Genomic DNA, 26,366 nt, shown 5'->3' with positions numbered 1-26,366 from the left:
AGGCATTCCCACGCAGAGCGTGGGAACGAGAATGGCCGGGGAACTGAATACTCACATTTTTTGAGTCTAAAGGGAGTAACTTCTTATTTTTCATGACCTTCATAGTAACGGTCATGAAGGCCTAGCCATCACCCCGGCTAATGAAAGTTCTCTGGTGGCGGAGGGTGCGGCATTGCCGCAGCAGAGTTATATATATCGAAAAATTAGGTAATAAGACTGGCTCCATAAACCTTTCAGCAAATACTTTTTGTAGGCTTATTCTAACGCTCATGAAGTTGGAAGTTTCACTTTCGACCATGGAAATAGTTGTTCGGTGCATAGTATTTTATATTTTGAGAAATCATTATCGACCCTATTCTCACTCTAAAGTAAAAATTTACCCATCGAATTGCATGAAGAAATCACAACTCGTACCCTATATCGTCATTCGCCGGTATAATCGAAACAAATTAATCTAAGCATCCAAGCCGATCGCAAGCTCTCCTAAACGCGCGAGCTATTACATAGGCAAATCTTATGCCGGCGATTAATTAAGGAATCAGGCAAAAGTGGCACATATTATTATTTTATCCGAAGCTCCAAATCAAGCCGAACGCTGGGCAAGCATCCTCAGTAAGGAACATAAAACCAAAGTTTTGCATGATCTGAACAAAGTTTCTGAAAATACCGCTAACGCAACTTTTAACTTGGTCGTTATCGACGCGAAACTTCTCGATTCGAGTTTTTCCACCTTAGTTTCACTAGCGCAACTAAATCTTAAAGTGCTTGTTATTGGCCAAAATTGGCCCGACGACAATCAAATCGAAGCCCTGGCTTCCGGATGCTCCGGTTATTGCGAAATGGATACCGTCGACCAATTACTCTTAAAAGCTGCAAACCACCTACTGACAGGAGATATCTGGATACAAAGACATTTAATTCCTCGTTTAATCAATGCACTGTCAGAGTTAAGTGGAGACATAAGAAAAAATCGACATCACCAACAGGATATTGAAAATAAATTAACCCTGCTTTCTAAACGCGAATTAGATGTTGCCGAGCTTATCAAAACCGGCGAAAGCAACAAAGCAATCGCAGCCAAGCTCAACATATCCGAAAGAACAGTCAAAGCTCATTTAACTTCTATTTTTAATAAATTAGAGATATCGGATCGGTTGCATCTAGCATTATTTCTAAAAGACATAAGTTCGCCATAATAAACCGTGAAACTCCATTAGAACCTAGCCGTAAGTACCTATTGGCGTCAATGCCATTAAGTTAAGCCGTTCGTGGTGAGCCCTTCGGCTAAGCTCAGGAGAGCCCTGTCGAACCATGGGCGGCTTAACTTATCGAGTCAGACTTTTCCATTTTCCCCTCAACAAGGCTCTCTTAAGCGCAGCCGAAGGACTCAGGACGAACGGAAGTCCTTAATTTATGGTCAGTGCCCATAGGCATGGATCAAGCGCGCCAAGATTTTTCGCGAAAGCTGATATGGGGTCCGTCCGATTTCAGCAGCGAAAAATGACTTGGCGATTATTGCCTTCGGCGGCCCCGATTCGCCCTGCGTCCGTGCCACTACGCCACATCATCGTCAACTCGATGCGGCTCCGTAGCACTCCCACAAATGGCTTGACGCCGTGTCGCGATGCCTTGTATTTTGCCTCCGCCTGCGCTAGTCGCGCAGACTCCGGCAAAACACCCGGCGCTACGGCTATCGGGGACTAAAAATCATCACCAAGGATGATAATCTCCTCTTTAAAAACTAAACCGTTTAGTTTAGTATTGCGTCAACCAAATCATCTTTCAGTCTACCTATGTCATCGGAATCTTGCGATCCCAAACGAGAAGCCATCATTGAAGGCGCGACACGCATGTTTTTAAAATATGGCTTTCATCAAGTCAGCATGGACAGAATCGCCAAAGAAGCGCCGGTTTCCAAAGCAACTTTGTACCAACACTTCGAGAATAAAAACGCGCTTTTTTCCGCGGTCATTTTTGAATTGTGTCGATCCTTACTGGACACCATGGCCGAAATCACACCCGATTCGAACGATATCAAAAAAAATCTTCGTGAAATCGCCCAAGCATTTATCGATTTGATTTTTACCGAGGAGGCCCTGGCAATTTACCGGCTCGTAATTGCCGAATGCCGAGACTTCCCTGAGCTTGGACAAGTCGTATACGACAGCGCGCCTAAAATAGCACTATCTCAATTAGAGCATTATCTCCATAATTTGAAAACAAGCGGGCACATTGATATTCCCGATATTGAATTTGCTGCCGATGCATTTTTCAGCCTGCTCAAAGGTGATTTGCATTTTCAATGCTTGCTCGGCATCAGTGCACCGCCTTCCCCCGAACAAAAGCGCCTCTTGATCGACCAAGTTATTGCGCTTTACCTGCGAGGTGTTTTGAATGCGACCGATTAGCATTAAACAATACAGTGCATGGTTGGCAATATTGCCGGTTTTTTGCGCTCAAGCAGAAACACTAGAAGAAGCTTTCGAGCAGGCATTGAACCAAAACCACCTAATTAAATCGGCCAAGGCCGATACCGAGGCATCCGAACAACAACTGTACTCGGCCCAAAATCAACGCCTACCCTCGCTCAACATCAAAGGGGGCTATACTCAATTGAGCGAAACTCCCGCCGCGAAAACCGAGATCGAAGGCCAAGCAGCTCAATTTCCGATGTCACAAGCCGGCAGCGGCCAAGCCGAAGTGATTGCGTCGGTTCCGATCTTCACTAGCGGGCGCATCAGTCATGGTATCGATGCGGCCGAAGCCGCCTTATCGGCGACACAACAAAATGAAGTCGCAACCGCATTGAGGATTAAATTGCAGATCGCCGAAGCTTTCCTCTCCGTATTGCGTGCGCAAAGCGCGCTGCAAGTAGCGGAAAGTCACGCCGAAACGCTGAAAGCTAACGCCGTCGATGTCGAGCGCTTGCATAGCCAAGGCATGGTTTCGAAAAACGACCGACTGGCCGCCGAAGTCGAATACGTCAATGCCCGGCAACTCGTCGTGCAAAACGGCAATCGGCTTGATATCGCCAAAGCGCAATACAACCGCTTACTGAATCGCCGACTCGACGACCCTGTCGAACTGGAAGAACACTTTCCGAGTTCCCCCGACGGCGCACCGGACGAATTATCCACCCAGGCACTCGCCCAACGCCCAGAACTTAACGCATTAAACAGCCAAATCATCGCCTTGCAAGAACAAGCCAGAAGCGTTCAAGCCGGCCTATTACCGCAAGTTGCTGTCAACGGCGGCTATCAATACCAGGAAAACCGTTACATGGCCTTCGAAGGCATGTGGATGGTCAATGTCGGCATGGAATGGAAACTCGACGGCGGCACCCATCACCAAAGCAAATCGCTCAATAGACAGGCGTTGGCCTTGCAGGCACAGCGGGATGACATGGCTAGCATGATCGGACTTGAAGTCCGGCGCGCCTGGCTGGACATTCAGGAAACCGAAAAGCGTATCGAGGTCAGCCAACAAGCGATCGCCCAAGCCGATGAAAATTTGCGGGTCAACCGCGAACGTTATCGGCAGGGCTTATCCACGCAGACCGAAGTGTTGAAAGCCGAAGAACTCAGAATCACGACGCACAACAACTTCAATAATGCCCGTTACGATGCGGCGTTGGCGAAACTGAATTTGCGCCGTGCGCTCGGGATTTTGTAATCCGCCCATCGCATCTCAGAATCATCGTTATCTTGACACTCTACCAATATTTGCAAAGGAATCGTAACATGGGGAAATCCAAGCCCATCGGACATGCTGTTTTATTACTTGCTATCACGACACTGCTCAGCGCCTGCGGCAATAACGACGGGGAGTCCGAACAAGAAATCGTCCGCACCGTGCGTATCGAAACGGTCAAGATTACCGAGGCACTTGCGCAACGCCGCTTCGTCGGCCGCGTGGACGCGTTAAAAACGGTCGATCTCTCGTTTCAAGTCGGCGGACGCTTGGCCGAATTGCCGGTACAACAAGGTACCGTGGTTGCCAAGGGCGGCTTGATTGCTGCGCTCGATCCGACCGATTTTCGCCTGAACGAACAAGAAGCCAAAACACAATACGCCTTCGCACAACTCGATCTCGGTCGCAAACGCAATCTCGCAGCCTCGGATACGATACCGAAGGTCATGCTGGACGAAGCCGAGACCGCCTTTAAACTGCGCCAAGTGGCACTGGACAATGCCCGCCGCAATCTCTCTTATACCCGGATCGCCGCGCCGTTCGATGCGCTGGTCACGCGCCGCCTGCTCGACATCCACACGCATGTCGCGCCGCACCAAGCCGTGGTCAGAGTCCAGGACGTTAGCGCCTTGCACGTCAAGATCAATGTGCCGGAAGATCTCATCAGACTGATCGGCCTTGCCGACGCAATGAATATCGAGGCGGTGTTTCCGGGACAGCCCGGTAAACGCCTGCCGCTACGCTATCTGGAACATGCCACCGAAGCCGATGCGGTCGCGCAGACCTACGAGGTGACACTGGAGCTGCAACGCACGAACGACATGACGATTTTACCGGGCATGACCGTCAGCGTTTCGGTCGGCAGCTCTTTCGTCAACGGCTCGACCGAAATCACGATCCCGCTCTCGGCGATCGATACCGATGAACATGGCAAGACCCGGGTTTGGTTATTTAACCCGCAAACCGAAACCGTCTCGCCGCACGTTATCGAAATCGGAGCCGTGGCCGCCAACCGCATACCGGTACTATCGGGCTTGAGCGGCGGCGAACACATCGTCACGGCCGGCGGCCATTTGCTGCATGACGGCATGAAGGTACGCCGTTTTACCGGATTTTAAGGACTATCGCCATGTCTATCGATATCGCACGCGCGGCCATCGAACGCCCGGTCAATACCTGGTTGATCATCCTGACTTGCCTGATCGGAGGTCTGTGGGGCCTGTCCACGGTCGGCCGCCTCGAAGACCCGGCCTTTACCATCAAACAAGCCTTGGTCATTACACCCTATCCGGGCGCGACGGCCGAAGAGGTTGAACTGGAAGTCACCGAACCCTTGGAGTCGGCGATTCAACAATTACCACAAATCAAGCATATCAAATCGAAATCCAAACCCGGCATTTCCGAAATCGAAGTCGAAATCAAGGATACCTATGACGGCCGAACGATGCCGCAGGTCTGGGACGAGCTGAGGCGCAAAGTCGGCGATGCTCAACAAACCTTGCCGGAAGGCGCGAATCCATCGACCGTCAACGACGACTTCGGCGATGTATTCGGAATTTTATATGCGATCACCGCTCCCGGATTTTCCGACCGAGAAATTTTGGATCTGGCCAAATTTTTACGCCGCGAACTGCTGACCGTGACCAATGTCGCCAAAGTCGAAACCGCCGGCATGCGCACCGAAACCATCTATGTCGAAGTATCGAATGCCAGGCTCGCACGTTTCGGTCTTCCGATGGCTCAGGTCTTGAATACCATTTCCTCGGAAAACAGAATCGCCGACGCCGGCGCGGTCACGATCGATGACCGGCGCATTCGCATTACCACAGCCGCCGGCTTCGACTCGGTCGACGCGATAGAAGCCTTACGCATCGGTCGCCCCGGCAGCACGGAACAAATCAGCCTGATCGATCTAGCCGAAATCCGCCGCGAACCGACCGAAATACCGGATCATCTCATACACTTTAACGGCATGCCGGCCTTTACGCTGGCAATATCGGGCGTCCGCGACGCCAATATCGTCATGGTTGGACAAGCGGTCGAAGCACGCTTAGCGGAACTGGCGCCGCGAATACCATTAGGAATAGAGATACATCCGATTTATGAGCAACACAAAGTCGTCGATGAATCGATCGACGACTTCATCGTCAACTTGGCTGTATCGGTTTCGATCGTGATACTGTCGCTGTGCCTGATGATGGGCTGGCGAGTCGGTTTGATCGTCGGCGCGACGCTGCTGTTGACCGTGCTCGGCACGGTGTTCCTGATGCGCGTTTTTCATATCGATATGGAGCGCATTTCGCTTGGCGCGTTGATTATCGCGATGGGCATGCTGGTCGATAATGCGATCGTGGTTGCCGAAGGCATGCTTATCAATATGCAGCACGGCATGAACGGCAAGGATGCTGCAACCGTATCGGTCAAACGCACGCAGCTGCCTTTGCTCGGCGCGACCGTGATCGGCATCATGGCCTTTTCCGGCATCGGATTGTCGCCGGACGTCACCGGCGAATTTTTGTTTTCGCTGTTTGCGGTAATCGGGATGTCGCTGCTGCTGAGCTGGGTTTTGGCGATCACGGTCACCCCGCTGTTCGGGCACTTGTTCTTAAAGGTCGAGCAAACCGGCGAAGATCCTTATCGCGCATGGATTTATCAAGCCTACCGAAAAATCCTGACCGGCACCTTAAAAACCAGAGCCTTGACCGCATTGATTATGATCCTGTTGACTGCGGCTTGCTTCGCCGGTTTCGGCATGGTCAAGCAAGCCTTTTTTCCCGATTCCAATACCCCGCTGTTTTACATTCATTATCAATTGCCGCAAGGCAGCGATATCCGCTCGACCGAGCGCGATATCGGCGAAATCAACGCAATCATCCGCGCCAAACCAGACGTCGTTTCGGTGGCAAGTTTCATCGGACGAGGCGCCAGTCGTTATATGCTGACTTACGCGCCGGAACAACCGAACAGCGCCTATGGACTATTGATTATCCGTACCGAAAACCTCGACCCCATTCCCGCCTTAGCCGCAGAATTGAAAAGTGAACTGAGCGCCGCCTACCCCAACGCCGAAATCCGTACCGAACGACTGATGTTTGGCCCCGGCGGCGACGCAAAAATCGAAGCGCGTTTTTCAGGCCCCGACTCCGCCGTACTGCGCAGGCTCGGTAATGAAGCTTTGGACATCATGCGCGCCGATGGCAATCTCATCGATCTACGCACAAATTGGCGGCAAAAAGAACTGGTGATGAAACCGGTCTACAGTCCAGAACGCGCGCGCATCGCCGGCATCGGTTTGAGCGACTTGGCGCTGGCCTTGCAATTCGCCAGCACCGGCGTCCAGGCCGGCACTTACCGCGAGGACGACAAACAAATCCCCATCGTCGTTCGCCCGCCGGATGCCGAGCGGCGGGATGCCAAACAATTACGCGATCGCCTCGTTTGGAGTAATGCCGACCAATCCTATGTTCCGATCGCGCAAATCGCCGAGCGTTTCGAAACGGTCAGCGAGGATACATTGATACACCGACGCAACCGGGTGCGCACACTGACCGCTCAGGCCGACCCGCTACTGGAACTAACCGCCGATCAAGCTTTCCGCGGCATCCGCGCGCAAATCGAAGCTATCCCGCTACCGTCCGGTTATCGTTTCGAATGGGGCGGCGAATACGAAAGCTCGACCGACGCACAAACCGCGCTCAATGCTCAGATACCGGTCGGCTTCGTCGTCATGCTCATCATCAGTATTTTGTTGTTCGGCAAAGTGCGTCAACCGCTGATCATCTGGCTGGTCGTGCCGATGTCGGTCTGCGGCGTCGTGATCGGCTTGCTGATTTCCAATCAGCCGTTCAGCTTCATGGCCCTACTCGGTCTGTTGAGCTTGTCCGGCATGCTAATGAAAAATGCGATCGTACTGGTCGACGAAATCGACGCGCAAATCGACGAAGGCAAACACGGTCATACCGCGATCGTCGACGCCGGCGTTAGCCGTCTTCGCCCGGTATTCCTAGCCGCCGGCACAACGATACTCGGCATGATCCCATTATTAACCGACGCCTTCTTTGCCAGCATGGCAGTCACGATCATGGGCGGCCTAGCCTTCGCGACTGTACTGACACTGATCGCCGTACCGGTGTTGTATGCGTTGTTTTTTGGGGTAAAAGCCGAAGCGGCGGCGAAATAACTCTCTGCGGGACGGTTGCACACTTCGAAAAAGGACAAAGGCAACTTGAACGACGCCGGCTTTCCCTCACCTAGCGTTAGGTGAGGGACGACGAAGGCGTCGCGCCCACAAAAGATTTTTCTCTTGCGGAATGGAGTTGTAAATCCCGTCCCGTCAATGAACAAAAATCGAGGCTTCGGTTGCGTCCCTTATTCAGCAGAGATTAAGCGTCAAATGTAACAATTACCCAAACGCGGGGAAATTGACCGACACCGACCGCCTTCGATCACTTACCTTCCCTGCCTAACCCGCCAAGGCGCAAGCCTGGAGGTATTTACGATGAAAACGATTATCATGCTGCTTGTCGCGTTAATGTCTTACGTGCCGACCGCATCCGCTCAACAAGAGAATCCGGCTTTCAGTCAAGCCGAACTCGATCAAATGCTGGCGCCGATCGCATTATATCCAGACGTACTATTGTCGCAAATACTGGTGGCGGCCACCTACCCTTTAGAAGTCGTCGAAGCGGCCCGTTGGTCGGCAGCCAATCCGGGCCTCGAAGGCGAACAGGCTGTGACTGCCGTCGAACATCAAGCCTGGGACCCTAGCGTCAAAGCCTTGGTTGCATTTCCGGGAGTCCTAAACCGAATGAATGAAGACCTGAATTGGACGCGAGCGCTCGGCGACGCCTTTTTATTTCAAGAAGCGCAAGTCATGGGTAGCGTTCAGAACTTGCGGCAACGAGCCTATGAGGCGGGCAATCTCAATTCAACAAACAATGCGCGAGTCGTACGCGAAAATCAAGTTATCGTTATCGAACCTGCCAACCCTCAAGTCGTCTATGTGCCTTATTATAATCCACAGGTCGTTTACGGTTCATGGTGGTGGCCCGGTTACGCTCCTGTTTATTGGGGGCCGCCGCCCGGCATTCATTTGAATCTAGGTTTTAATTGGGGCTGGGGACGCGGCATCTTCGTATCGCCGGGATTTTTTTTCAGCAGTTTCGACTGGTATCGACGCCAGACCGTGGTAGTCCACCGCCGGCATAACTACTATCACAGGCCGCATTTCGTTTCAGGAAGACATATCCGTTACGCCGACTATCCTAGATGGCGGCATAATTCGAATCACCGCCGAGGCGTTGCCTATCGTCATGATTCGCTGCAGCGGCAATTCGGCACATCCAGACGTTCCGGTAACGGCTATGCCGATACCCGCCGAAATAAATTCGATCGCACCGATAACATAAACCGGCCTCAATCCGGGCGGCGCAACCATGGCTGGAACAGTTATGCAAACACTCAAAGTCATGGCGATCGATCAACGCCCCAAAGCACCGGACGGAGAAATAACCGCTCCGACACCGACAGAGTATCAACAAGAGAGCGTTGGCGCACTAATAGCACAAACCCGACCCCATCCGACCGGCGCAATCGAGATCGGAGCGGTTTTGCAACCACGCAAAGTCATGACGATCGAGCAACGCCCCAAAGCACCGGACGGAGAAATAACCGATCCGACACCGACAGAATGTCAACAAGAGAGCGTTGGCGCCAATCCAGCAACATTTCGCCAAACAGCTTGGCAAGCGATTTAAGTTCGCGCAATTCCGGCTCCAGCGCTCAAAGCGCTTCACCAGGCAATACCCGGAAACAAAACAGTAGCTATAGTCGTGACAATGTGCGACGCCGGGAATCTTCTTCGCGGCGAACAACCTCTGGTATCTCTTCAAACCGCAAAACCGGGAATTTTCCTGCGCAACGTCGCTCTAGCGCCCCTAACCGTGAAGCGAATCGAAACCAAGATTCCCGGCGTCAAATGTCTAGTGGGACAACTCTTCAAAATAGACGTGGCAGTTCATTCGGCCCATCGTCTCCAGCTGTTTCACCAGAACGTCAACGAACCCTCAATAACGGACGCGTAACGAGATCCGAAAGCCGACGTCAGAGTCCGTCTTTCTCAACGACTGTTAATCGCGATAGAGGCGGCGCATCGACAGGTGCGCGTTATCAATCCTCAAACAGTAACAATAGCCGCGGCAATTCAGGCAATTATTCCTCCGGCAGGTCATCCAGACGAAGAGAGTCATCGAATTCACGCTGATATACTTCATGGGTAAAATCTCGCATTTAGGTTTATCCTAAAAAAGCATTTCACCATGAAGATCATGAAGAATAAGAAGTTAATTCAATAACTTGTTATTCGTTTATATAGAACTTTCGTTCACCTAAGAGGATAGCAGGAATGTTTTGGCAATCTCTTAAAATACTTCATGAACTTCATGTGCTTCATGGTTAAACTGCCGAATTTAGGTTTATGCCAAACAATTCATCGCTTGGTATAAACCTAATCCGTAAAAATCAACCTACTTGTCAGTCGACGTTTGCTTAAACACCACATCGGCTTTCGTCCCACCCTTGCCTGGCGAAGTGCCGAGAAGCAGCTCCGCTTGATGTAAGTCGGCAATTTCCTTAACAATAGGAAGCCCTAACCCGCAACCATCTCCAGGACTTCCCGGAATTCGATAAAAGCGCTCGAAGATTTTATCCATTTCTGATGACGGTATACCCGGCCCATCGTCCTCGATAGTCAACGTAGGCGAAGGCCCCGGCTTAAGCCTTACGATTATGTTACCGTTCTCTCGTCCATAACAGACCGCGTTATCGAGAAGGTTGACCAACAACTCGCGAATTAAAATTTCGTTGCCATTGATATAAACTGGTTGTTTAGGACCTTCGAAACTGAGTTCGATATGATTTTGCAAAGCCTTAGGAACCCATTCGCTACTGACTTCCCTCACCAGCGTCAATAGATCGAACTTTGCCAATAGCAGTCCGCTTTCAATGGCCCCCGATTTGGCTAAGGCCAAAAGCTGAGAGATGATATGAGAAACCCTGTCGGCACTGCTTTGAATTTGCAGTAAAGCCGGCTTCATTGCCGCCATGTCATCTTCCCGTAACGCTCTTTCCGATTGCAATTTCAGCCCCGCTAGCGGCGTACGAAGTTGATGCGCGGCATTGGCGATAAAGCGTTGCTGAGAAGCGATCGCGCCGTCCAAGCGCTTCAACAAACCATTAATGGTATCGGTCAAGATCCGCACTTCGGCAAAAACATGTGCTTCAGGGATTGGACTCAAGTCTTTCGGGGAGCGCATGGCAATTTCATCGGCCAATTCGCGTAAAGGGTTCAAGCCTCGATAAACGGCCTTGCGCATATAAAAACCAATAAAAATCGCTAAAAAAATCGGCGGTATCAAATCGGCCAATAAAATATCCATCATCATGTTGCGGCGCTTATTAAGCGTCTCGGCAACATGCACGAATACGATTTCCGGAAGGTCTTTCCGCGCGACAAGGATAGAAACTCCTCGTACCGACTCGCCTCGAACCGTATCATTGAAAAAAACCGGCGCCGACCAATCGGTCGATTCATCGAAAGGTTCGGGAACGAAGCTATCTCCAGCGATCATGCCTTGATTTTCAGCGATGATTTTAAAATAAGTCTTGTCTAATTCATCCCATTTAAAAATAGTTAACGCAGCTGGCGGTAATTCAGCAACAATCAGATTATCACTAACTTTGATTTCCTGCACCAAAGAACCTGCAGAATCCAATAGCCATCGATCGTAAGCTTCATCGACATAATGCCGCGTAACGTAATAGGAACTGACGGCTTCAAATACGACAAACAACAAAACCGGCGTAATTAACCGAATCAATATTTCGGTTCTTAGCGTTCTATTTTGCTCCATCGCTACCCGTCTCCAGCAAGTAACCTAAGCCCCGTACGGTCCGTATAACGGCATCATAAGGTTCGATGCGTTTTCGAACGCGGTGCACATATACTTCGATCGCATTATCGGCCAATGCATCGCCGTCCGCCGACAAGCGCTGCGCGATACGGTCTTTGCAAACCACTTTGCCCGCTTGTAACAGCAAAATTTCGAGAACCGCCGCTTCACGAGCCGATAAAACCAGTAACTGCCCATCAGCGGAAACTTGATTATTTTGAGTATCGAGCGAAAGTCGACCCACTTCGATGGTATGACTGAAACCTCCATAACAACGCCTGATCAATGCGTGAATACGCGCTTCCAACTCCATTAGTTCGAAAGGTTTGGTCATGTAGTCGTCCGCACCTTGACGAATACCTTCGATGCGGTCGTTCATACTTTCCCGTGCCGTTAAAATCAAAATCGGCAATGAGATCCTACTGTTTCGAAATTTGCGCAATAATTCTAAACCGTCCATATCGGGCAACCCCAAATCCAGCACAATCAAATCGAAATCTTGTGCTTCAACTAATTGCTCGGCATACCGTCCGCTTTTGGTAGCGGTAACAACGTAGCCGGTTTTTTTAAGCGTATGAATCAATCCGTCGGTAAGAACTGAGTCATCTTCAATCAATAAAATATTCATATAGTTAAAGCATAAACAAAACGATAAAGCGAAAACGTAAAAAAAGTCCATCAAACAGCCAAATAAGCCAGAATCTTTTTTACCATTACATAACAACGACCTACAACATCGCCACAGTTCCTATACAACGATTATACACTGGACGGGCATGCTCACCCTTCTCTACGCAACTCCGCAGAGATTCTTGAAACAATTATCGAGGAAAAGTTCATAATGAAATACGGAAAATTTTCGTATTCGACTCTTTATAGCTTATAGCTATCATGAATCAATCAACTTAGAAATATGCTCACAAAATAATAACTACTAAAAGTATTCCCTTTTGACCGAAAAACTGTCTAAGAATAAAAAGTATGGGATATTTCTACCGAGGACCGCCGTGAACCCGGCACCTAAATTATCCCAATTAGTTAATCATAGCCAATGGACTATGGAATTTAGGTGTTGGATGAACTCATCCATGGGGGCTTGCCGGCAGCTCGAACGCCGGGGATGGCGTGAATGCAGATTTTGCAGCAGCAAAAATCTATCCAGCTTGTTTCCAAGCTTTCTTCGCTACTACGGCCTCTGCTGACTTCTCCAAAACTCTCATTCGGGAGATCTTCTTAGATTTTGCTTGCTAAAACTTTCTGACCGTGCCACCAAGCTCTAACTGATGCGTCTTTCGGTAACGGTTGGATTTCGTGCTCCCTTGCACACTCATCGCCCGCACCCGGTCTCGCTGCTTGTTCGTGTTCCTAGAGTCGTGTTTTTGCTACGCGCTTCTTTCAGACTGTCCTCATGGCTTCCCCCTTGCTTTTCGCTACGATTGTCGTTACTGCTTCCGGTTATCTCCTTTCAGATAATGCCCTCTGTGTCAGTCCAATTCACCGGAATCATCCGAGAGTTCATCCCAGTGGATTCCGGCCCTAAAACAGGCTTGGTTTTTGACGGTCTCAGCAATACAAGTTGGGGAACGGTCCCAAGTTTCGAGCGCGTCGAGCAAATGATCGATGAAATTCATAGTGATTTTCCTCTGTGATATAAACGTAGTAGTAAGCCGATGGCCAAAAGACTCAGGAGGCCGAGCAGTATCAAAGGTTTGAAATAGAACAGTAAGCCAAACCCCAAAACGCCGAGCCAACGGGTCGAGTCGAAGGCCAAGCACAGCAAGCCGATAGCCAGCAAAGTGGTGAGTGTCATGGAAGTTTCCTTGAGGGTACGAAAGGGTCGGTATTCGGTCGGAATTGCTCCGCCGCTTCGGAACGTGACCGAAGAACCCTGGTAGTTCGTGGGATGATGCTGGCCGGGTATGAGAGACCCAGTGAATTCAACTACCCTTGTGGTTCTTTCTTGGCTTTCGCTGACTTGACTGGTTTTCCTTCGGATTGGGCATCGATCAAGGCTTGCATCTGCGTCGTGAAGCGCTCGAAATCGCCGCGTTCATAGCCACGTTTACTCGCCTTCGAGCGAACCGCCAAACCTTCCTTCAGCATCACCGCAAGCAGGAACGCAGGCGTATTATTGGATTTACCCTGGAATAAGCCTCGAAGTGCATGTGAGGTGAACGGTCCTATAAGCTTGCCCAGGATATTCTCAATTTCAGCCAGCGCGATCCATTCTTTACTGAACAGACCGCCAGCGCTGTTATCGGCCACGCGTAAATAAAGCCGGTTGTCTTCATCAATACCGACGTGATAAGTCAATGTCGATTTACCGGACACTGACGGGCATTGATTAACGACCAGGTTGTGGAAGTCTTTTTTCTCGGTAGGATTTTTCATGGTGTGCTCCTAGTTTTACGTTATGCGAAGGGTTGTCCTTCATATATGATGGTCAAAATGTCGAAAGCTTGAATCGGACACGCGTTTGCTCCATCGCGAAGCGTTCGGCCTCCTCTCGCGTCAGACCGGCTTCATACTCGGCAATCCCTGCTCTTTCTTCGAAATACTCGCGTGCGTCATCATCCAGGCTTTCGACGAACTGATTAACTTCCGCACTGAGCGGCTTTGGATGGGATGATTTGGACATGATGGAACTCCAGATTTTCTATTCGGAAAACTCAGTGCACATAGCCAGGATCGCTTCGTCGATTCCTTGGAGCTTTGGCACGATCAGGACCACGGCAAAACCGCCGTCGTTGACGATGTACACCGCCTCGAAAAATTCGCCGTGATCTTCAAGGTATTCGAAATCCGGCATGAACTCCGGATCGCCGTAATGCGCATCGCTGAACAGGCTTTTCAACGGGGCATATCCCGTCGCCGTTTCGATGTGTTCCGAGGTATCGCCGGGCTCCAACACGATGAAAAAGCCGTGTTCGTCCGGATCATACGGCTCCGGCTCGCAGATGGCCCGGAAGCGTTGCCGTAGGAAGACCTGCAATGCAGGCGTGGTGACCCGCTGCAGGTCGTGGGGACTTCGCAGAATGATCATGAGTGCTCTCCTGTGGTGGGTGGTAGATTAATGGGGGTTTAGGGGGGTGATGGACAAAAAAAAGCCCCGAAGGGTCGCTTCGAGGCTCTGGGTGTTGAATTGAGGTCACCAGGACTATTTCAAAATAACTTACAGGTTGAGTTTCCTGGGAAGTTGGTTTGGCTCAAACCTGACCTGACATTTGTAAAATGTAATGACAATCAAATCGTACAATTTGGTGAACATCCGGTTTCGGCCATTACCCGCCGGTCGGGGTAACTATCCAATTTCAATAGTTAAGGCATCCTTTTGCCCAGGCGACTGTCCGGTATTCGGCGAGCAAATTTACATTATCACTGCGCTACTACGGCCAGGAAAAGACAGACATTGGTTTGCGGTGAACGACTGGTTGTCTTGATGAAGCCGTCATTCGAATCGAAACGAAAAGTTCAGCAGTTTACGCCCTTTTGATTAAAAATCCGTCTACTTACAATCCATAGGAACCTAATGTTTAAAGGCTTTTTGGCGTTTTTGAGTTACAAGTTCTCTCGATCGAAGGGGAATAGTATCAGCGCATTCAGCTGGATAGTTATGCTAACTGTGTTTGTTGAAGATTGGTTTTTTTCAAAAAAAAAGCCGGATAGTTGGTTTGGAGCTGTGGTTAATGGTTTGGTTCTGCCGAAATACTTGGACACTAAAATTGATATTTTTTGAGGGAGAGCGAATTTTGGTTTTGTTCTGTCAAACGGTGTTGTACGCTTTGACTATAATGCGTAATTTCAAGTATCACGAATAAACAAAATGGAGTAAGGATTTGGAAATTAAAATTTGGGATGGAGGCTTACATGCCCAGGAAATAGATGCTATCGAAAAAATAAAGAAAACATTTTCCCCTTCTCAAACGTCGAATAGTAAAGGAAAATCAATGTTTCCCTGGAAGGGTTATGCAGGCTTTCGTTTTGTTGATAGTACAGGGTATGAAGGGGAGTTTGACCTAGTCATTGTAACGCACTGTAATGTGTTGATTATTGAGCTAAAGGACTGGAATAATGGAGAGGTGAGGTCAGAAGGAGACAAGTGGTATAAAAATAGTTATTTAATGGGCCGATCACCGGTTAGTGTTACGCGCAATAAAAAATTTCAACTGGAAAATAAGCTAAAGCCATTAAAGCATAAGTTTACCAATAAGGGATATTCACCTTTTGTGCATTTTTTTGTGGTGATGACTGGAAATTCAGACTTTCAAAAGCTATCAGAGGCTGAACTTCATCATACTGTGGGCTTAGATGAATTTCTTAAGCTTGCCGATAAAAATAAATTTAACGCTAAATTTAAACCTCACCCTGACGCACAGGTGCTTAACCAAGACTTTGACCTATTTGACGAGTTATTTCTAGGTAAATATACCGCACCTAAACAAATTAGGGTAGATGGATACAAAGCTAACGAGCTTATTTTTGAGCATCCGAAAAAGGTTTATAAAGAGTATCAAGCAGTCTCTGAGGTGTCCAAACAGGATGAAGCATTACTCAGAATATGGAATTTCAATAAATTAGAGGGGGTAAAGGCTAATACTCCTGATGGGAGATTTGATATTGTCTCTCGTGAGCGTGAAGTCCTGCAATTTATAAAGCATCACAATCATGATTTGTATAAGCATTGTCTTCGCTCCCTTACGAGTGTGCAAAAAGATGATGTAACAGTCGAATATAGTGAGGTCTATGAGCTTCCACCAAGTCATGTCAGATTTAATGAGTTTATCGGAAAATATGGTCCAAATTTTTCTGATATTGACAGGATCAATCTCATAAAACTATTAATTGCTAAGTTTGCAGATCTTCATGAAATAAAGGTTGCACACAGGGATATTGGCGATCATAGCTTATGGATTTCTCCTGCCAAAGAAGTGGCACTTTCAAACTTTATTTCAGCTTATCATCAACCCGCTGGAACGGTGGGTGATTATCGTAAATTTCTATCTGTTAATAACGGACTTGGAATAGAGCATCAACAACCTAAGGAAAAAGTTACTCCTTACCAGGAAGATATTCGTGCTTTAGGTTTGATTTCTTGGCACATACTTTCTGATCAACGTATTTCAAGGAAAAGCTTGGATACAGTTACTGAGCAGTTGAGAAAATGTGATCTTTGGTATGTACCAGTACTACTATGCGCGATCGAGAAGCAATTATATTCTAATGCTGGTGAGATGTTTGACGCATTAAAGCAGGCAGAACCCACTAGAGATGGGGCTTTTGCTTTTGATGATGCTGAACTTGAATCATATCAACGTACTATCAATCATTCTCGACAGTTTAGGGAGGATGGGCAATTTCTTGTCGAAACAGATGAAAAAGAAGTTTATTTATCAAATGGGCAATTAGTAAAAGCATGGCTCAATGTAAGTCCATCAAAAGATGATCCTGCTTTAGGATATAAAGTTCTGCATTTCTTGCGACAGATCGAAAAAATCTGTTCAGTGGCCCCGGATTACCTCCCTAACATCCATGAATTTGGCATCGCGACTAAGTCTTCAAGTTTATTTCTCGTAACAGATAAAGCAGAAGGAGATCAATGGGATCATTTGTCACTCAATGCTGAAGAAAAATTTCTACTTATTGAACGACTTATTGCAGTTATTGAGCACTTGCATGGATTAGGAATGGCTCATGGTGATATACACCCCGCAAATATTATTGTCAGCCGAGTAGATGATGATTTTCGCATTACGCTGATAGATATACCTGATTTTTCGGCTGATCTAGGCGAGGTAAAAAATCATCGTTACAGTCCAGACAATATTGATAGTTGTACTGCTATTGAGCGCGATATCTTTGCCGTGATGCGCTTGAGTATTGAATTACTAGGTATAGAGTGGGGGAAGCCATCACAAGACTACCCTCTTATTGCTGAAGCGGTTCAACAAGAGGTTTCTGATACATTGTATGGCTTTAAAGATTTAATAAGGTTTAGACAAGCATTCAAAGAGCCCCAGATAGACTCTAAATGCGCAGTCGATATTGGTATTCGTGGCAATTTCGCGCCTATTACTATTTATCCTGATAATGGGCATTTATATTTTCAAATTGAAAAAAGCAATAAAAAAGCGACTGATGTTCGTGTTCGAATAATAGGTATCGGGGGAAGTGTTGATTTAATTTATAGCTCTTCTGAAAAAGGATTTATTGTAGGATTTGAGCCAAGAAGTCGTGACTCTGTCAGTGCTAGAGATGCAGAGAATAGCCAACTAGAGCTGGATTTTCCGATAAAAATATCTCCAAGATCAATATGCAATTTAACTGATTTATCAAATAAATTAGTCGGAAATGAGGCTTTTTTCAGAGCGGTGGAGTTAGTTCTTAATCCAGAGAAAAAATTAATGTCTGATGCTCTAACAGAGCAGTTGAAGCAGGCATTTGCAGAATTAGAAAGTAAGCCTGATTTTGACCAAGCAAATGATCTCGAAATTAGTGTATCTAAACTTTGGCGGGCGATATTAGATACAGAGATAGAGTCACACCCATCTATTGAAGTCGCTGGAGATATAGTCGAAGTTCAAGACAACTATAACGAACTAATTATTCCCTATCACTCGGATATTGACGTTTTGGGTGAATTTGATAAGTCTGATTGTATTGAAGTATTCAAACAAGATGGAGATAGGGAGGTTCTTCTTGGTGAAGTTGTTTTAAAACGGTCTTCATTAAATGAAGTCCGCGTAACAAAAATAAGACAACAAATCCGTAACCTCAAAGATGGGGAAACGGTATTTTTTAGAACGAAGCAAGATCAAGCTTCATTCGCTAAACGCAAGGCTGCTTTAGAACGATTACTAAATCGAGAAGGCCTAATTAGTAATCTTGCTGAATATTTTGACTCATCAAGTGAAATTCTTGCTACAGAATATAATATTGAGATCACCGATTCTGATTTTTCTCGTTACGATCGCGATGATGATCAGGGTAATCAAATAAGTTTGAATAAAGCGCAGCGTGATGCTTTTACCAAGTTACTTCAACATGGGCCTTTATCTCTACTGCAAGGTCCACCAGGTACCGGTAAAACAGAGTTTATCGCTGCCTTTGTCCATTTTTTGATTGAAAAGAAACAAGCAAAAAGAATTTTACTGGTTAGTCAGTCTCATGAGGCGGTTAACACCGCCGCGGAGAGGATTCGTAAGCATTGTACTCGATTAAATACTTCATTGGATGTAGTCAGGTTCAGTAACCGTGAAGGTGCTGTATCGTCAGGGCTAAAAGATGTATTTTCTAGTGCTTTAGTCAGTGAAAAAAGAGAGTTGTTTAGGGCTGAAGTAAAATACCGCGTACAAGCATTAAGTCAGGCATTGGGGCTTCAACCCGATTATTTATCTGAATTGGTGAGCGCTGAACTGAAAATATTTAAGCAAATTGATAACTTTTGGTTCGAAATGGAAGCTTTATCACAGTCAAAAATAGAAGAAGATAAACAACTGATAAAAGAAGTTATTGTCGAATTAGATTACACCATAAGGGAAACACTTGCTAATCAATACGGCATAGAAATTTCTGGTGCTTCTGATCTGTCTAAAGTAAAGCAAATGATTGTTGATAAATTAAATAGCGATTATGGTATTAGACCTGATGAAGCCACGAGAGCCCTTGCTTTAGCTAAAGTGTCTAGAGATATGCTCGATGTGTTAGAAACTGAGCGTGTTAATTATGACGAATTTTTTGCTAGGTCTCGGCAATTGGTTACCGGAACATGTGTTGGAATCGGACAGCATCACATTGGCATTCAAAGTAACCAATATGATTGGGTAATCATTGATGAAGCAGCGCGGTCAATTGCAAGTGAGTTAGCGATTGCAATGCAGTCTGGAAGTCGTATCCTGCTGGTTGGCGATCATCATCAGCTACCTCCATTATATTCGGATGGACATAAGAAAGCACTGGCAAGAAAGCTAGGTATAGCGGCTAAAGAAGCAGATTTAGATACGGTATTACAAAGTGATTTTGCCAGGGCTTTTGAATCGCCCTATGGTCATCAAGTAGGGGCCGCGCTGCTAACACAATATCGAATGGCACCGCCAATAGGGGATATTGTTTCTGAAACTTTTTATCATGGAAAGCTCCAGAATGGGGATAGAAACATACCCGATATATATCACTGCGCTCCAGAAGAATTAAGACAAGTCGCTACTTGGTTAGATACATCATCTCTTGGTAAAAAATGTCATCATAAGAGTGACAGAGGTACCAGCATATATAATCGTTGCGAAGCTGATTTAATTATTGACCTTCTAAAAAAAGTTTCTGAGATACAGGAATTTGTTGATTTGTTGAAGTCTACTATTAAAGAAGGTGAACCTGCTTTAGGTGTGATTTGTATGTATGGTGAGCAAAATCGGCTGATTAGGCAAAAGTTTAAAGAAGTACATTGGAACGATGATTTCAAAAAGTTAGTAAAAATTGGTACAGTCGATAGTTACCAAGGGAAGGAGAATCGCATAATTATTCTTTCGGTAACTCGATCAGATAAAGATCAAACGCCAGGATTTTTGAGAGCTTCAAATCGAATTAATGTTGCCTTATCCAGAGCTATGGATCGGTTACTTATTGTGGGGGCTTCTGATATGTGGCGCAGCCGAAATAAAGAGCTACCACTTGGAAAAGTCTTTAAGTTTATGTCCGATAAGGAACCTAATTCAGGTTATAAGTTTATTAATGCCAAGGAAGTAAAATAATGGATACTAAAGCTGACATTAATACTATTTATCATGAGATTGATTTTATAGTTCCTGTCCATCGCTTTAATATACGGTTTTCTTATGTAACAAAGAAAGGTTTGCCATTTATTCGTGAATTTTTTCTAAGATTATTACATATATCTCCAATGATGCCTTCTCAGTTGGGCACATATTTTGGTTTCTCAAGGCTAGAGCTTGATGAGGCGATATCTGATTTGATGGAGAAAGGTGATCTTCAATTCTCTGAGTCTGGGCAAGCAATGTTAACACCTCAATCAAGCGCTTATTTTGTGAGGTTGGGTGATTCACCTCAGTTATCTGCTGTTTTGGAGACTGGTACTACATTGGCATTTGAATTGAGTAGTTTTAATTGTATTGGGCAAGATCGAACAAAAGATCGATGGAGACCTGGAATAGCGTTAAAAGTAAGTAATGAGTCGGTTGCGATGAGTGAACATCTAGCTAAGAAACATTTTCAAAGTCAATTTTATGAAATTTTAGATAAAGGATATCTTCGACATCTTCGTGATGAGGATTCTCATCGTCCAAATATTTATACAATCAACTCTGTTAATAAACGAGGAAATGAACCTTTACGGCTTACTAATTACTTTTCAATTGATGCCGAGGGTAAGCCAATAGAGCGAGATAATTTTGAAAAGCTAGATGATTCATCTGCTGCACATGAACTGATTACTAATGCGATTTTTGAGGCCCAAAAACCAACTAATATCTCTCAAGTTGCCTTTGCAATGGCAGATTTAGGCGACAATTGGACTCGAAAACTTTTTAATGCTAATTCTATTAATATTGATGCATTTACAGATGCGAGATTAGCAACAATGCAGGATGATGCTCTTCCTGTACCTTTTATTGGACCGATTTATGTTGCACAAAATTGGAAATTAGTTTCAGAAAAAATTGATGCTGCGGTTAAGAAGCAAAGTAAAACGAAAAAATCTTCTGGTAGGGATTTAACCTGGATTGCTCCATCGGATGGTTTTTGGGGGCAAAGTATTCGGTTAAACAGTTGTTTGAGTGAATTAATATCTGAAGCATCGACAACAGGAAAGCAACCTTATCGAGCTTATACGCCAAAGTTATTTTTGCCTTTATGCGAAAATGATGACCGAGCAGTTAGTCAGTGGAAAAATGATTTAGGTGAATATTACTCTCATTCATATGGGCTTATTGAGGGCTTTCTTGATGGTAATGTTGAAATCATGCTGTTACCAGAAGAATTTGTTGTTGTCTGCTATCACATATCCTGGAAAGAGGCTTTGCCAGTTACAATGCCAGTTGGTTTTATGTCGACTGACTTAAAACTTGTACAAAAAATTGAAAAAATTGCTAATAAATACATTGATGGTATTGCATCCTTTGAAAAGCCAAATAATTTGGGGCCGTTAGAAAACATATCTACGAGCAATAAACACAAAGGGCAAAAAAACTAACATTAATTGAAAAGCTGGCAAAACAATATAAAGAGAATCCGCAAGGTATTCGGAATAACTTAGAAATGCAGGTGATCTGTTTGGGGTGTGGATGTGCAAATAGTGGGCATGCAGGCCATGGTGGAGAGGGAAATCGTAAATGCTTAGATTGTGATGACGAATGGTATGCAATGCACTGTTGGAACTGTAAAGTAAATTATGTCGATAGTCGGGATCCAGACATAAAACAATGTGATAGCTGTGGCTGGTGGATATGTCTAGACTGTAATTCTTGCAATCCTGATTGTTTGAGAATTGTTGAATGAGAACACTATAGTTGGTTCGACTAGAACTAACTTTCCGCTTTCTCTGAGTATACTGACATTCGGTAATCCGGAGTGAATAACTGGTGTGGGTCGGTTGAACTCAGTGACGAATGGCCGCTTTCAGGAATCGGAATTTCATTGACCGCTTTTCGGCGATGAATCTGAGGAGCAGACGGTCGCCAGGCGACCCGTTGCTGCCTATCGTCTATAATGCTTCAATGTCGGCAATGGATCATTACCAGCCGGTACAGATGAGAATCAGAAGGAAAATCCACGGCTAATCAAAAAGTTAGTATATCAAAGCGGGTTTTTGGATACTGTTAACAGCTTATACGGAACCTGAAACAGCATCGAGTCATTGTCCACGTTCTATCCAAAGTCGGCAATAATGAAAAGACTGAATTGACCGATGCAACAAGCTGCGTTTCAAGAAGCCGGTTAATATTTTACTGAAAATTGGACTTACAATTATGCCCAGTACAATTCAATCTGACCTTATTACCGTTTCTCAAACTGAAATAGCAGGTTCTCGAAGTCCTGCAAGGTTTGCATATCAAAGAAACTGGGCGCTAGCGGAACTGATTGAATACCACTTAGAAGGCAGGGACTATGTATTTGCCTTTGAGTTCCACGACGACATATTGATCCTAGATTCCGAGGAAGCTCCATCTAACCTGCAATTCGTTCAAGTAAAAACCAAAACAACCGGGCAAAAATGGTCTATCCATGATCTCACCAAGTCTGAAAAGGGCAAGAATGGAAGTCCGAACAAGCTTTCAATAATCGGTAAGCTTTACGAAAATAAAAAAAATTTCACCGGACACAGTAGCCAATTACGGTTTGTTACCAATGCTTATTTTTCATTTACTAACCCTGCACCTGTTACAACCGCAGATCAACTAGATAAGAAAACCCAAGACAAAATAACCAACGCGGTTCAAGTACAGCTTGGAACTATCACAGTCGATTTAAGCAGCCTCCAACTGGAACAAAGCGCCCTAAGCGTTGAGGATCATGAAAATCATATTCGAGGAATTCTGCATAACTTCTTTGAAGAGCTATTTGGAAGCGAACACAATATCCCTGTATCACCTTGGTATCAATCAATATCTGACCAAATTAGAGTCAGAAACAATTATCCGTCTGATCGAATAAAATCCTTCGACGATTTTATTCGCAATAAATGCATTACAAAATCCGAAATAGAGGATTTTGTTCGGCGAGTACGTCGCTCACGTAATAGTGGTGATAATTGGGATATCATCAAGTCTCAATTACAAGCTGAAGGTACTGCGCTGCAAGAATTAATCAAAATTCAGCGTAGCTGGAAAAAGTACACCACAGACCGGCTAGATTACGAAAACAAAGCTCTAAGGTCTCTTGAATGCGACATTGCTAATGTGGTGAGCACTATCTCATTAGGAGATACTCCTGCCTTAAAAGATGTGATTTCGAGCGTTAGAAAAAGAATCTTAAAAAAGCTAGAAAAAGTGGCGAGCATTTTTGATAGCCACTACGTAGACTCCATCATTCTGTGGCAATACTGTGAACAATTATAATTTTAAAAAACTTGTAAGGCATTTACGTAAAAATGGAACGAAACCAGCTACTGATAAAGCAACTAACAATCCTATCGATACCGGAAAAATCCGCAAAAACAGTGACGTTCCACCCGAAAAGGAACCTGATAACAGGCAAGAATGATGTAGGAAAATCCTCCATTATCAAGTCTATCTACCACTCGCTCGGAGCTGACGTTCAATTCGATAATGTTTGGGGAAAAGCTGACGCTATTAGCCTGCTGACATTTTCATACGATAATAAAGATTACAAGGTATTGCGTTCTAGAGATCATTTTGGCTTATTTGATATACACGACAATCTACTACAATCTTTCGACAGTATTATCAAAGGCCTTTCACCTCACTTTGCAAAACTATTTAACAATAAATTACAGCTCAAACAGTCACAAACAAACCGAAGAATACCTGCTTCACCGGCTATTCAGTTTCTACCATTTTATATAGATCAGGATAAGAGTTGGACAAAGCCGTGGGATTCATTTAAAGGCCTCGGTGTATTCAGCTCATTCAAACGGGACCTAATCAACTTTGTTACCGGTATACGTCCCAACGAATATTTCCTTTTGTCTGAGAGAATAGATCAACTTTCAGCCACACTAACTACACTTAGAAATGAATCATCTGTACTTAGCTCTGCAAAAAAAACCGTTGAAAAGCATTTGCCAAAGGCCACGTTCGACATCGACATCAAGGCCTTTAAGAAAGATATAGACCGACTTCTTGTTAAGCTTGAAGCGCTGAAAAACAAGGAAAATGAGTGCCGCGAAAACCTTATCAAGCAAAAGAATAAAGAAGTATTTATCGACAATGAGATTGCCCTTGTCAGCAAATCTATTCGTGAAATCAATAAAGATTATGAGCATTCGCTAAATGACCTTGAAAGGGAAATTACCTGCCCAACTTGTAATGCAATCTATGAAAACTCAATGGTATCAAGGTTTGGGCTCTTAGAGGACATCGACACATGTCGCAGCCTTCTTTCCGACTATTTAGAAGAAAAGAAAAAAATAGCAAAAGAAGTCGCCAAACTAGAAAATCAGCTTAATCTACAGATTGCCAAGGTTCGCGAAATCACAAGCATACTCAATGAGAAAAAGGGAAAGGTTCGTCTAAAAGATCTCATTCAAAACGAAAGCTCAAAACAGGTTAAAGAAATTTTTAATCGAAGTCAGAGTAACTACAGTATTCAAATAGGTGAAATCGAAGAGCAGAAATATAGTCTTGAAAATGATCGTTCAAAATTGAACAACAAGGAGCGTCAACATTCAATTATCAGGAGGTTTAATACACTCATTGATCTTTTTTTAATAAAGCTGAATGTTCACACCATAAATTCTGATGAATTCAGTGACATTCCTTTATCAGTAAAATCCCAAGGCAGCGATACCCCACGAGCTTTGCTGGCTTATTACTACGCTATTCTATTCACCTCCAAAGAGTTTACATCTCTGCCACTATTTCCTCTGGTTATTGATTCTCCAAACCAGCAGGATCAAGATGCTATAAACAGAAACAAAATCATCAAGTTTATTTTTGACAATACACCTGATGACTACCAATTAATTCTAGGTACTGTTGATTTACATGGTATTGAATACGATGGACATATCATCTCTCCAACGAACAGACTAAAACTATTAGATAAAGATGAATTTGAAGACAGCTATAATGAGGTAGCCCCTCTATTAGACCGTCTACAAGCTAGGTTAATATTTGAACGCAGCTAATGGAAGAATTGTCGAGCTTATTACCAGCTAATGCACGTGGAGTCAGTTATGTTACGATAGAAATATAGGCGCAACGACACCAATAGAAAAAGACTTAGACCACTTCTTTCTTGATGCATTGACAGTTATTGAAAACAGCGAAAGGAAGCTTAAGGACAGGAATATAGTTATCGGCCAGACAAAAACAGTGCTTATTGTCCATAATGCAAGATAGACCGTATCTGCTTTGTGATTACTGACTGCTCTGAAAGCCTCTTAAGACATTGATTTGGCATTGCTCATTGTCAGCTTCTGGCCGACTGCCGGAGACCACGAAAGGCTGCTTCGTAGAAGCGAAATCCGAAAAACGATGTTTGGGCATGCGACCGCTTTGGAGAAAGTCGTATGACGGGTTTGGGTCGATGGCGGTCTTTCGGTATCCGATTTGATTGCGATTAATTTGTATCAATTTCAGATTGAGTTTAAGTCAGTACAGTTTATAGCGTCTTCCCGTCCGGCGTCCTTGATCATCGAGCTCCTCACCGTCCTTCAAGCGAATATAGCCTTTCTCATAAAGAACTCTGCCCTGACGATCCAAACGATAAGCATTTCCCTGTCTGATAACGAGATCCCGCTCCGGATCCCTTCGGCCTTTTGCATCGTAGGCCTCAATCCTTTTATCTCTTGCAACAGCATCGTTGACGGGTAACAATGCGCTCATCAGTAAAGCGGCAATAAAAATCTTTAAAAACTGCATACTCCATCTCCCGTGAATAGTCTATTGTTGTTGATTCGCGACCATTTGCGTAAGTGGATCAGGTCTGCCTCCCTTTCTTTCTAATATAGACCCCGTTCGTACAAAACTTTACCTGGGCGTTTATCATAAATCAAAAACCTGACGGCTTTTTTGTAGCGGGTAACGGCCATAA

Annotated in this window: 18 protein-coding genes; 10 read left to right on the top strand and 8 right to left on the bottom strand. The window is 45.4% G+C overall.

Annotated features, from left to right (window positions below; all coding sequences use genetic code 11):
* Positions 1 to 548 precede the first annotated feature (548 nt).
* The 6 genes from ACRJJO_RS10665 to ACRJJO_RS10640 all read left to right on the top strand — a co-directional run bounded on the left by ACRJJO_RS10665 (position 549) and on the right by ACRJJO_RS10640 (position 9,952).
* Entirely contained in the window at positions 549 to 1,196 is a 648-nt protein-coding gene (locus ACRJJO_RS10665) for a response regulator transcription factor (protein WP_431065740.1), read from the top strand.
* A gap of 597 nt (positions 1,197 to 1,793) precedes the next feature.
* A complete protein-coding gene (locus ACRJJO_RS10660) occupies positions 1,794 to 2,408 on the top strand; it encodes a TetR/AcrR family transcriptional regulator (RefSeq protein ID WP_431065739.1) in 615 nt (204 codons plus the stop codon).
* Complete coding sequence (locus tag ACRJJO_RS10655; RefSeq protein WP_431065738.1) at positions 2,395 to 3,672, top strand: TolC family protein; 1,278 nt, start codon at positions 2,395 to 2,397, stop codon at positions 3,670 to 3,672. Before ACRJJO_RS10660 ends, ACRJJO_RS10655 begins: the two co-directional genes overlap by 14 nt.
* A 68-nt stretch (positions 3,673 to 3,740) precedes the next feature.
* The gene (locus ACRJJO_RS10650) at positions 3,741 to 4,808 is read left to right on the top strand and encodes an efflux RND transporter periplasmic adaptor subunit (protein WP_431065737.1); all 1,068 of its coding nucleotides are present in this window, start codon (positions 3,741 to 3,743) and stop codon (positions 4,806 to 4,808) included.
* 11 nt (positions 4,809 to 4,819) lie between these two features.
* A complete protein-coding gene (locus ACRJJO_RS10645) occupies positions 4,820 to 7,870 on the top strand; it encodes an efflux RND transporter permease subunit (RefSeq protein ID WP_431065736.1) in 3,051 nt (1,016 codons plus the stop codon).
* Positions 7,871 to 8,188: 318 nt separating this feature from the next.
* On the top strand, positions 8,189 to 9,952 hold the full coding sequence (locus tag ACRJJO_RS10640; protein WP_431065735.1) for a DUF3300 domain-containing protein: 1,764 nt from the start codon (positions 8,189 to 8,191) through the stop codon (positions 9,950 to 9,952).
* A 262-nt stretch (positions 9,953 to 10,214) separates the two neighbouring features.
* On the opposite strand, the gene ACRJJO_RS10635 is transcribed toward ACRJJO_RS10640, so the two are convergent.
* From ACRJJO_RS10635 to ACRJJO_RS10605, 7 genes are all read right to left on the bottom strand, one after another.
* Positions 10,215 to 11,600: a sensor histidine kinase N-terminal domain-containing protein gene (locus ACRJJO_RS10635; RefSeq protein WP_431065734.1), complete on the bottom strand. Its 1,386-nt coding sequence runs from the start codon at positions 11,598 to 11,600 to the stop codon at positions 10,215 to 10,217.
* Entirely contained in the window at positions 11,587 to 12,267 is a 681-nt protein-coding gene (locus tag ACRJJO_RS10630; RefSeq protein WP_404360540.1) for a response regulator, read from the bottom strand. The genes ACRJJO_RS10635 and ACRJJO_RS10630 overlap by 14 nt, the downstream gene beginning before the upstream one ends.
* Before the next feature lie 856 nt (positions 12,268 to 13,123).
* Positions 13,124 to 13,270 carry a hypothetical protein gene (locus ACRJJO_RS10625; RefSeq protein ID WP_431065733.1) on the bottom strand — a complete coding sequence of 49 codons (147 nt, stop codon included), beginning with the start codon at positions 13,268 to 13,270 and terminating at the stop codon, positions 13,124 to 13,126.
* Positions 13,267 to 13,449, bottom strand: coding sequence for a hypothetical protein (locus ACRJJO_RS10620; RefSeq protein ID WP_431065732.1), 183 nt, complete (start codon positions 13,447 to 13,449; stop codon positions 13,267 to 13,269). The genes ACRJJO_RS10625 and ACRJJO_RS10620 overlap by 4 nt, the downstream gene beginning before the upstream one ends.
* Positions 13,450 to 13,580: 131 nt before the next feature.
* Positions 13,581 to 14,030, bottom strand: coding sequence for a hypothetical protein (locus ACRJJO_RS10615; protein WP_431065731.1), 450 nt, complete (start codon positions 14,028 to 14,030; stop codon positions 13,581 to 13,583).
* Between the two features lie 52 nt (positions 14,031 to 14,082).
* Positions 14,083 to 14,277 (bottom strand): hypothetical protein, encoded by a 195-nt coding sequence (locus ACRJJO_RS10610; RefSeq protein ID WP_431065730.1) that lies wholly within the window; start codon positions 14,275 to 14,277, stop codon positions 14,083 to 14,085.
* Positions 14,278 to 14,295: 18 nt separating this feature from the next.
* A complete protein-coding gene (locus ACRJJO_RS10605) occupies positions 14,296 to 14,682 on the bottom strand; it encodes a hypothetical protein (protein WP_431065729.1) in 387 nt (128 codons plus the stop codon).
* Between the two features lie 793 nt (positions 14,683 to 15,475).
* Between ACRJJO_RS10605 and ACRJJO_RS10600 the strand changes: the two genes are divergently transcribed.
* From ACRJJO_RS10600 to ACRJJO_RS10585, 4 genes are all read left to right on the top strand, one after another.
* Positions 15,476 to 20,386, top strand: coding sequence for an AAA domain-containing protein (locus ACRJJO_RS10600; RefSeq protein WP_431065728.1), 4,911 nt, complete (start codon positions 15,476 to 15,478; stop codon positions 20,384 to 20,386).
* Entirely contained in the window at positions 20,386 to 21,843 is a 1,458-nt protein-coding gene (locus ACRJJO_RS10595; protein WP_431065727.1) for a hypothetical protein, read from the top strand. Before ACRJJO_RS10600 ends, ACRJJO_RS10595 begins: the two co-directional genes overlap by 1 nt.
* A gap of 775 nt (positions 21,844 to 22,618) precedes the next feature.
* Positions 22,619 to 23,707 carry a DUF4297 domain-containing protein gene (locus tag ACRJJO_RS10590; RefSeq protein WP_431065726.1) on the top strand — a complete coding sequence of 363 codons (1,089 nt, stop codon included), beginning with the start codon at positions 22,619 to 22,621 and terminating at the stop codon, positions 23,705 to 23,707.
* Between the two features lie 32 nt (positions 23,708 to 23,739).
* The gene (locus ACRJJO_RS10585) at positions 23,740 to 25,458 is read left to right on the top strand and encodes a hypothetical protein (protein WP_431065725.1); all 1,719 of its coding nucleotides are present in this window, start codon (positions 23,740 to 23,742) and stop codon (positions 25,456 to 25,458) included.
* Between the two features lie 466 nt (positions 25,459 to 25,924).
* Here ACRJJO_RS10585 and ACRJJO_RS10580 read toward each other — a convergent pair whose 3' ends face one another.
* Complete coding sequence (locus ACRJJO_RS10580) at positions 25,925 to 26,194, bottom strand: hypothetical protein (RefSeq protein WP_431065724.1); 270 nt, start codon at positions 26,192 to 26,194, stop codon at positions 25,925 to 25,927.
* Between the last annotated feature and the right edge of the window lie 172 nt (positions 26,195 to 26,366).

Origin of the sequence: Methylotuvimicrobium sp. (assembly GCF_050611805.1) — a bacterium.
Lineage (GTDB): Bacteria > Pseudomonadota > Gammaproteobacteria > Methylococcales > Methylomonadaceae > Methylotuvimicrobium.
The sequence above is the reverse complement of the archived record's forward strand: the minus strand, read 5'-3'. Positions and strand labels throughout refer to the sequence as shown.